The following is a 7939-nucleotide window of genomic DNA, read 5'->3' as shown; positions in this document are numbered from 1 at the left end:
GCCCCTCAGCGGATAGCCCGGCCTTAGGGCAGGGGCGATCGCGCGTGGCTCGAGTTTTTTCAGGATCTGATAGCGTCCGGTTGCTTCCAGCATCCGCACCATCTCGGCTTCATCGGGCGATGATCCGATCTGCCGAACGCGCAGGCCGGGTGCCGACGCTTTGCGAACGGCCTGCGCATTCTCCGAAAACATGTCCAGCTGAGACGTCATGGGCCATCTAACGAAAACGGTCGCACAAATCTAAAGCGTCAAATGCCTCAAGAGAAGCGCCCAGCGCTGCCGGATCGTGCATACCCACTGCTAATCGACGTCACGACGACCCTAATGGGTTCGCCGTGTTGCGGTGTGGACCGCGCCGCCGATGACGGTGTCCATATAATCATCCGCGAGTTCCAGCAGGGATTCTGCTATGCACTCGGGCTCCCACCCGTCTTCGAGGAGCTCATCGACTGCTCTGGCGATGTTTTGCCGGAGCTGCTCACGACACTGCCGCTTCGACTGATCCGCGAAGCCGATCACCCATCCTTTTCCTGGCATGCAGCTCCTCCTTCGTGGCGACGGGCGCATTCACCCTCTCGGAGGAGATATAGCAAAAGCCTCCGCCAGCAACCGGGAAAGTCGAATTTCGGAGAAGAATGCTGTCGTGATCACTTTGCGGACGAGCCAATCCGCAAAAATCAAGGATGCGGGTGCGAATGATTGATCTGTCACTGCCATGGATGATGGACTAGGCTGGTCCCCGTTGGGAGATGCAGGGTCTTTCGACACTGCATCTCAAAACCATGGAGCATATGGTTGTGACGAATTTTATTGAGAAATGGTCCGCCAGGAAGGCGGACAAACCCAAGGGAGGTGCACGGAACGTCGTCGAGACGTTTCGTCTCCGGGTCGCCGAGCAGAAGAACTATTTGGAAGAGTATGAGCGTGATCCTGCCGGCTTCAGGAAATGGCGGTCCACATGGTTTCAGCGAGTCCCAGGCGGTTTTGGCGTGAGCGTTGGCCGCGACGCGCTCAGCACCGGCAACGGGTTGAGCTACGTTGTCGTCGAAACCGTAGGACAAGTCGCCGAGTTTCTCGATGATCTCGCCCAGCATGCTGAGCATGATCTCGATTTCCAGAAAGCGCTTGAGGAAAATCGCGCCCGCCGCGCCGCGGTTTTGAACGCCGCAAAGGCGCAGTCCAAGACGGTCAAGTCCGCTCCCGCCAAGGTCCCACGGGCGAAGGTCGGTCCAAAGGCAGGCAAGACCAAAGCGGACGAATAAGCCCGACGCTCGTACGTAGCCAAAGCAATGCTCAGCCCGCCTCGCGCGGGCTTTGTCTTTGTGACACTTCATGGGCGACGAGCGCATCTGTTTTCAAGCTTGAGCGCCTCTGCGAACATTGAAAACGGCGTCGTCTTGTACGCTTCGTAAGCCCGGCCCTATTTGCCTGATTCCACCGATCTTTTTTCGCCACGCGTCGAATGGACAACGAGAGGGAGCAGAATTGGATGATGATTTCCAGACTAAGGACATGTGCGCGCCGGCGCGATGCCAGGCCAAGATGTGCCAGCCAAGATTGGTTTGCTATATTGGGCACGATAAAATGTCGTATGACGACCCAAAGTTCAGATGACTCTTATTTTAGCGTTGATTCATGAAGTGAGACATGAAACTGTACTTGGGCGTGAATGCCTCAGATATAAGGAAACGCGCGAGTGGTATTTCGTGATTTGTCACGTGACATTTTAGGCTCGCAAGATCTCAAGATCGTCCGGGACGTATTTGAGCGGGTGAGCTCCGAACCGTGGTTCACCGCGCACGCCGAGAAGCGCGACGAATTCGCTCGATATGTCGTGCGGATGTACCGCAAAGGTGTGGTCATTCCCGACAAACTGGAAGCAGTTTGCCTGACCGCGGCTAAGGAGCGCTTCTCGAACAAGGCTGTCGGCGGGTGCCGTTTCCTTATCGTTGAAGACGAGGAAATCATTGCGGTGGACGCCGCCGATACCCTGGCTCGAATGGGGGCGGAAATTGTCGGCCCGGTTAGCACCGTTAAGGATGCATTCGAGGCCATCGAAGGCGCCGGGGCCAGTCTCGATGCGGCGCTTCTTGACATCAATCTGCGTGGACAGACAATTTTCCCCGTGGCGGCTTTTCTGAAAATGAAGCACATACCGTTTGCGTTTGTTACGGGTTACGATGATCGGTCCGTACCAGCATTTTTCCGTTCGACGCCGATTTTCACCAAGCCTGCCAACTGGGAAGTAATAGCGTCGCGTCTTGCGCAAAGTTAGTTTGGCGTCCCAAGCTCGATCGCGGAGCGCTACTCCGGGACGCTACATCCGCTATGGAGCGATTTCAACTTGAGCCGTTGGGCGTTGGGCATATCCTTGGAGAATTCGGTGTATGCCCATAACATTGCAATTTTCTGTAATTGGTTGGGCTTGACGATTCCGTATCGAAATAATCCGACCAAACCGACGGCGAAACCTTCCCGGCTACATTCGGTGTCATCAAACCAGCTTTGTGTCGTTACAATTTCGTATATTCCTTTTAGCATTGTGAGTTCGCTTTGCGACAACTTTCCCTGCGTAAGACGCTTCAGCCGTTCCATCATTGTTCCCGCTGCGCGTTCGATTCCCAAACTTGTGCACGTGCTGCATAACGATAGCAGGTCGGTCTCGAGCCCTGCCATTTTGACCATGCCCAGTACCACCGCATTTTTTATGATTGCATAAGAGGAACCTGCAGAAGAGGCGAAGGTTCCTTGCGTGATAGTCTGATAGCGCATTGCGCGTAGGCAAAGGGGTGTCCCGGGGTAGCAGCGATCGAAGCCGCGGCAAAAGCCGGAGTTCGGGGCAAGATTCGGAAAGCGCCAACCGCCCGGACATGCTTATCTGAAAGAGCTTGCTGACGGCAAAGTTGTCCCCGGCGTCGTCGATTTATTCCAGATGGAAGTCAAAGAACTCGGAACGGGGTTCAAGGTGTCAATCAGCACGGAGCCGAACAAGAGAGCTGTTCGAGGACGATCTCGATCAGTTCCGTACTCCAGCCTTTTCATCCCCAGGACCTCCACATACCATGCGGCGGACGCTTCTACGTTGGTGACGTTGATGACGAGATGATCGAGGGCGGATATTTCCCTGGGCCTTGCTTCTGGTTCTTCTTTTTCGGCGCTCCTGAGACCTGTGCTGTTCGCGGCTCCAATGATCATGTCGAGGCCGGACATCCCCGCAAGCATGGAAATGGAAGGGATCGACCGGCCGCTGAAATACCGTCGATCCCACAGCGGTCAATCGATAATGACGTTAGCACCTTCGGCCGTTAAGCGCGCCAACCCGTCTTTCATCTGACGGATCTGTTCCGCCGTATGACCCTGCCAGTTCACGACCTCTCCGATCACCCGCAACGGGTCCCTCGATCGATAGGAGAGAGTTGGGTTTCCCGGAAATTTCTTGTCGGTCACGTTCGGATCATCGAACCAGGCGCCGGTCGGCTCGACGACATAGATGCGTCCTGGTTTTTCACCCGCAGCCAATTCAGCACCCCAAATCGCCGCATCCATTGTGCCTGTGAAGTATACCCATGATAACTGCGTGTCGGCGGCGAAATTGGACGGGTATCCCGCGGCGATCATGTCCCCGGGCCGCAGATCGGCGCGGGTACCGTGAAAAAACGATTGTGAAAAGGTGGTTGCAGCTACCGACATGGCTCTATCTCCTTTTGCGCGTGAACCTTGCTGTCCGTGGCCGCGTCATTTACTCGGCTCGCACGGCCCGGAACTTCCGCACCCTGGCATGTGATCCACACGTCCGGTCAGAGCACCAGCGCCGATGACCATTACGTGAGTGGTCGAGGAAAAGCCAACCGCAGTTCGGACCTTCGCATGCCCGGATCGGGCGGCGATTCCGTCGCGATGTCAGCAAATCCGCGGCCAGCCAGCCGACGCGAGTTGAAATTGCGTCCAGATGGTCCGCGGGCGATTGCCGCCATTCGATCGCCTCACCGACGTTGACCAATCTGCGCTGCGCCTGCGCGCGCCTTGCGACCTGGTCGAGCAGCTCAAGGTCTTTCATGCGAACCGGCTCGTCGCCAACTTCGGTCAAAAAAATTCGATGGAGGATCTCTCGCAGCTCCCTGGCACGGAATAACTCCCTCTCCGCTTCAGAAGGCGACTTTGTCGCCAGCGAAAGCAGGGTGCGTTGCTCTTCGTCATCAATGACCTCGCGGCGCCCAGCCCAGGAAACCAGGTCGCTGTAGCTGTTCAAGAACTCCGGACCCCATCGCTCGCCACGGCTATCGACCGTGTTGACGAAGTCGAGTGCGGGGTGGCCGCCGAGCAGGCTGATCTCGCCAATGTTTTTCTGTCTCGTCATCATAGGGAATATCGGATCGCGGAACGATTTGGGCAAGAGCTAGTTGTAACGGTCTATGGCATATTTATCCGTTACATGAATTGGAAACCCCATGGCCTATCGTTTGAACAGGAATCAGCTCCGCTTTCTGACGCTATGCGTCATCTGGGGCAGCACGTGGATCGCGAGCAAGGCCGGCATCGAAGCCGTTCCACCGTTGCTTTTTGCGGCAATGCGCTTCACCGCGGCGGGGTTGTTGTTGCTTGTTTATGGCTGGATTAAGGGCGAGGCTGCAGGCTTGAAGATTGAAGATGGGATACGCTTCATCGCCGTCAGCATATTGATGATCACTCTGTGCTACGGACCCCTGTTCTGGGGCATGCAGTATATCGACACGGGCACGGCCGCGGTTCTGGAGATGTCGCTGACACCCATCGCTCTTTTGTGTTTCGCCTTGTTGTTACGGGAGGAAAGGCTCGACGTCAGGCGGATCCTGGCAATCGCGCTCGGCGTATCAGGATTGGTGGTTCTGTTCTGGCCGTCGGCGGCAGGCGGAAGCGGATCGAAATCGGAAGCATTCGATGGTGCGAGCCTATGGGGCGGGCTGGCGGTCTCGTCGGCGGCGTTTACCTATGGCTACGGCTCGGTGCTGGCGCGACCGTTGCTGCGATCCTATCCAGCGGTTTTCGTTGCCGGTATAACGACGCTGGTCGGTGGCATCGCGCTGATGGTCGCTGCACTGATATTCGAGCCGGGTGCTGTGGCCGCTGTTTCAGGAAACTGGGGCACGAGCGCCTGGACGGCTTGGTTCTTCCTTGTGATCTTTGGTTCGCTGGTCGGGTATACGACGTACATGCGGCTGTTGCGGGATATCGGCGCCTCCCGTGCGGGCAGCTATGCCTTCGTATCTCCCGTGATTGCCGTTGTGCTCGGCGCGCTGTTCTTTTCTGAACAGGTTACCGTTTCCGACGTCATTGGCATCATCGTCATGCTGACCGGCGCCTATCTCGCCATGGTCGAGGCGCCGACCGCCAGACGTGCGCCGGTCGAAAGCTGACGTTGGGGCACAACAGAAAGGCCGAACAATGGAATACCTAAAGGCGACGCCAGAGCATGATGATATCCTTATCACGCATTACCTCGCAATCTGGAACAGTTACGGCACTCCGCCGGATCACATCTGTTTCGATGCCCGGTTGAAGGTCCATCGTTTCATCGAAGAGGGTAGGCAGAGCCGCGAGCTTGCTACATTCATCGCGTTGGACGGCGCGACCGCTGCTGGGTCCGTCTCGTGCCAAGTTCATCTCTCCCCCTATCCGGACGTCCTTCGGCAAGATGTGCACAAGCGCGGCTATATATGGAGCGTCTTCGTAGAGCCTGCGTACCGCCGCCAGGGTATTTCGCGCCTGCTGACACAGCTTGCCGTTGAATATCTCAGGTCGGCCGGCTGTACTGCTGTCGTGCTGCATGCTTCGGAAGCCGGCAAGCCGGTTTATGCGTCTCTTGGTTTCAAGCCTGCAACGGAAATGCGTCTCACATTCGGCGAAACAAGTTCCGAAGCTTGATGTAATTGCCAGCAAGATTGATCAGCGCCGAAGCGATCAGTCCAGTCATTTATACAAGAACATCTGAACTGGGGATTAAGACAGGTCACCAGCATGTTTTGACCGTACCTTTCCGATGCGGCAAACAGTGAGTTGAGCGAAATGCTTAGCCGTCCGACCGTGCGAAATTAGTGGTTCGACACAGGTTCAGGAATGGAGACGCTGCTGTTGGGGCACAAGAGTGGCAGAAGTGGATGTCGACTTGTGAGGGGCAGCCTCTATGTCCGAAATAGTGAAAATGGAGGGAGAGCTGACATGCATATCGATGGCGCATGCCAATGCGAAAAAATCACTTATGAAGCCGAGGTCGACCCGCAAGACGTGTCGATCTGCCATTGTACCGACTGCCAGAGATTGACGGGAACCGCTTACCGAGTGACGGTCAGCACACAACGCGATCACTTCCAGATTACGTCCGGCGCGCCCAGGCTTTACGTCAAGACCGCCGACAATGGTCGCCGCCGGCAGCAATTCTTCTGTGCTGATTGTGGATCGCCCATCTATACGACCGGAGAGGATGAAGATGCCGAGCGAGTTGGGATCAGACTGGGAACGGTGAACCAGCGCCAGGAGCTGAAGCCCCGCTCGCAGCTCTGGTGCTCGTCCGCGTTGGGATGGGCTCAGGATCTGGCCGGACTTCCAGGTCGAGCGGGGGATTGAGCGTCTCTGTCAATATGAACCGAGCGCTTCTCACCTTGTCTTAGAGAGAAAAGCAACGAGGTTGGTGCGTCAACGGGTGCCCAGCGGCTTCCTGATGCTGCGCTCATTTGAGGGATCTCCCGCACCATACGAGTATGGAACTTCTTGAATCGGCGTCCGTTTTCCGGTGGCCGAAACCATAAGGAGCACGAACAATGGCAACCACGTCGCGAGGCAGAGCACAGGATCGAGCCAAGGTCGCAGCCGGGCAGGATCATGAAGTCCGCTACGAGGCGAAGAAGGAAGGCGTGTCAAAGGACACGGTGAAGAAGGCCGTGAAGAGCGCCGGGAATTCCCGCAAGAAGGTCGAGGCGGAAATCGGCCGAGACTAGGCCGTGAAGCTCGCGACCTACAATGTCAACGGCGTCAACGGCCGGCTCGAGGTTCTTCTCCGATGGCTTGAAGAGGCCGAGCCGGACGTCGTCTGTCTGCAGGAGTTGAAGGCGCCGCAGGAGAAGTTTCCGATCAAAGCCATCGAGGCCGCCGGCTATGGTGCCGTCTGGCAGGGACAGAAGTCATGGAACGGCGTCGCGATCCTTGCCAAGGGCCAGGAACCTCACCTCACCAGAAAAGGTCTGCCCGGCGATCCGGAAGACGCGCACAGCCGCTACATCGAGGCCATCGTTGACGGGATCGTCATCGGCGGGCTCTATCTCCCGAATGGCAATCCGTATCCTGGGCCGAAATTCGACTACAAGCTCCGCTGGTTCAAGAGACTGGAGGACTATGCGGCCGAGCTGCTCGAACTGGAAGTTCCGGTCGTGCTCGCCGGCGACTATAACGTGATGCCGACGGAGATCGACGTCTACAAGCCGGAACGCTGGACGGACGACGCATTGTTTCGCGTGGAAGTCCGGGAGGCCTACAAGAACCTTGTCGACCAAGGTTGGACGGATGCTCTGCGCCACCTGCATCCGGGCGAACACATCTACACCTTCTGGGATTATTTTCGTAACGCCTATGCCCGCGACGCCGGGCTACGGATCGATCATTTCCTGCTGAGTCCTGAGGCGGCGGCAAGATTGGCGAAGGCGGAGGTCGACAAGCATGTCCGCGGCTGGGAGCACACGAGCGACCACGCCCCCGTCTGGATCGAAATGAAGGATGAAGCGCTGAGGAAGCGGAAGGCGAAGTGAGCGAAGCGCAAGTTAAGGACCGGCGGGTCACAGCGGAATGTCTTGCTCCACCCGGCTCGCCAGACTTCGAAACGATCGATGATCCTTAGGGCTTACGCGCCAGAATGATCAGCGCATCGTTCGGAAGGTGGTCGAGTGAGTTGCTTTGCTTCGCCCCATGACGC

Annotated in this window: 12 protein-coding genes and 1 pseudogene; 7 read left to right on the top strand and 6 right to left on the bottom strand. The window is 57.1% G+C overall.

Features of this window, described 5'->3' with window-relative positions:
- Nucleotides 1-210, bottom strand: a pseudogene (locus JJQ51_RS19805) (3'-5' exonuclease); the annotation flags it as partial.
- A 111-nt stretch (nucleotides 211-321) separates the two neighbouring features.
- The gene (locus tag JJQ51_RS19800; RefSeq protein ID WP_113353600.1) at nucleotides 322-537 is read right to left on the bottom strand and encodes a hypothetical protein; all 216 of its coding nucleotides are present in this window, start codon (nucleotides 535-537) and stop codon (nucleotides 322-324) included.
- Between the two features lie 260 nt (nucleotides 538-797).
- On the opposite strand from JJQ51_RS19800, the gene JJQ51_RS19795 reads away from it, so the two are divergent.
- Both JJQ51_RS19795 and JJQ51_RS19790 read left to right on the top strand, forming a co-directional pair.
- Complete coding sequence (locus JJQ51_RS19795) at nucleotides 798-1262, top strand: hypothetical protein (protein WP_269245166.1); 465 nt, start codon at nucleotides 798-800, stop codon at nucleotides 1260-1262.
- 434 nt (nucleotides 1263-1696) lie between these two features.
- On the top strand, nucleotides 1697-2275 hold the full coding sequence (locus JJQ51_RS19790; protein WP_145324678.1) for a response regulator: 579 nt from the start codon (nucleotides 1697-1699) through the stop codon (nucleotides 2273-2275).
- Nucleotides 2276-2304: 29 nt separating this feature from the next.
- Here JJQ51_RS19790 and JJQ51_RS19785 read toward each other — a convergent pair whose 3' ends face one another.
- From JJQ51_RS19785 to JJQ51_RS19775, 4 genes are all read right to left on the bottom strand, one after another.
- Nucleotides 2305-2772, bottom strand: coding sequence for a hypothetical protein (locus JJQ51_RS19785; RefSeq protein ID WP_269245165.1), 468 nt, complete (start codon nucleotides 2770-2772; stop codon nucleotides 2305-2307).
- A 102-nt stretch (nucleotides 2773-2874) separates the two neighbouring features.
- The gene (locus JJQ51_RS32945) at nucleotides 2875-3195 is read right to left on the bottom strand and encodes a VOC family protein (RefSeq protein ID WP_113353645.1); all 321 of its coding nucleotides are present in this window, start codon (nucleotides 3193-3195) and stop codon (nucleotides 2875-2877) included.
- 78 nt (nucleotides 3196-3273) lie between these two features.
- Entirely contained in the window at nucleotides 3274-3690 is a 417-nt protein-coding gene (arr, locus tag JJQ51_RS19780; protein ID WP_113353603.1) for an NAD(+)--rifampin ADP-ribosyltransferase, read from the bottom strand.
- Nucleotides 3691-3739: 49 nt separating this feature from the next.
- Complete coding sequence (locus JJQ51_RS19775; protein WP_269245164.1) at nucleotides 3740-4360, bottom strand: CGNR zinc finger domain-containing protein; 621 nt, start codon at nucleotides 4358-4360, stop codon at nucleotides 3740-3742.
- Nucleotides 4361-4448: 88 nt separating this feature from the next.
- On the opposite strand from JJQ51_RS19775, the gene JJQ51_RS19770 reads away from it, so the two are divergent.
- The 5 genes from JJQ51_RS19770 (at nucleotide 4449) to xth (ending at nucleotide 7775) form a co-directional block, all read left to right on the top strand.
- On the top strand, nucleotides 4449-5393 hold the full coding sequence (locus tag JJQ51_RS19770; RefSeq protein WP_269245163.1) for a DMT family transporter: 945 nt from the start codon (nucleotides 4449-4451) through the stop codon (nucleotides 5391-5393).
- A gap of 28 nt (nucleotides 5394-5421) precedes the next feature.
- Nucleotides 5422-5901 carry a GNAT family N-acetyltransferase gene (locus JJQ51_RS19765; protein WP_113420325.1) on the top strand — a complete coding sequence of 160 codons (480 nt, stop codon included), beginning with the start codon at nucleotides 5422-5424 and terminating at the stop codon, nucleotides 5899-5901.
- Between the two features lie 294 nt (nucleotides 5902-6195).
- Nucleotides 6196-6600 (top strand): GFA family protein, encoded by a 405-nt coding sequence (locus tag JJQ51_RS19760; protein WP_269245162.1) that lies wholly within the window; start codon nucleotides 6196-6198, stop codon nucleotides 6598-6600.
- Between the two features lie 194 nt (nucleotides 6601-6794).
- Entirely contained in the window at nucleotides 6795-6971 is a 177-nt protein-coding gene (locus JJQ51_RS19755; RefSeq protein WP_113353607.1) for a DUF3606 domain-containing protein, read from the top strand.
- 3 nt (nucleotides 6972-6974) lie between these two features.
- The gene (gene xth / locus JJQ51_RS19750) at nucleotides 6975-7775 is read left to right on the top strand and encodes an exodeoxyribonuclease III (RefSeq protein WP_269245161.1); all 801 of its coding nucleotides are present in this window, start codon (nucleotides 6975-6977) and stop codon (nucleotides 7773-7775) included.
- Nucleotides 7776-7939 lie beyond the last annotated feature (164 nt).

The organism is Rhizobium sp. AG207R (genome assembly GCF_027109195.1).
GTDB lineage: Bacteria > Pseudomonadota > Alphaproteobacteria > Rhizobiales > Rhizobiaceae > Rhizobium > Rhizobium dioscoreae.
The sequence above is the reverse complement of the archived record's forward strand: the minus strand, read 5'-3'. Positions and strand labels throughout refer to the sequence as shown.

Coding starts and splice junctions, on each gene's coding strand:
- arr (WP_113353603.1), bottom strand. CDS start 3,690: ATGTCGGTAGCTGCAACCACCTTTTCACAATCGTTTTTTCACGGTACC.
- JJQ51_RS19760 (WP_269245162.1), top strand. CDS start 6,196: ATGCATATCGATGGCGCATGCCAATGCGAAAAAATCACTTATGAAGCC.
- JJQ51_RS19775 (WP_269245164.1), bottom strand. CDS start 4,360: ATGATGACGAGACAGAAAAACATTGGCGAGATCAGCCTGCTCGGCGGC.
- JJQ51_RS19770 (WP_269245163.1), top strand. CDS start 4,449: ATGGCCTATCGTTTGAACAGGAATCAGCTCCGCTTTCTGACGCTATGC.
- JJQ51_RS32945 (WP_113353645.1), bottom strand. CDS start 3,195: ATGATCATTGGAGCCGCGAACAGCACAGGTCTCAGGAGCGCCGAAAAA.
- JJQ51_RS19800 (WP_113353600.1), bottom strand. CDS start 537: ATGCCAGGAAAAGGATGGGTGATCGGCTTCGCGGATCAGTCGAAGCGG.
- JJQ51_RS19785 (WP_269245165.1), bottom strand. CDS start 2,772: ATGCGCTATCAGACTATCACGCAAGGAACCTTCGCCTCTTCTGCAGGT.
- JJQ51_RS19765 (WP_113420325.1), top strand. CDS start 5,422: ATGGAATACCTAAAGGCGACGCCAGAGCATGATGATATCCTTATCACG.
- JJQ51_RS19755 (WP_113353607.1), top strand. CDS start 6,795: ATGGCAACCACGTCGCGAGGCAGAGCACAGGATCGAGCCAAGGTCGCA.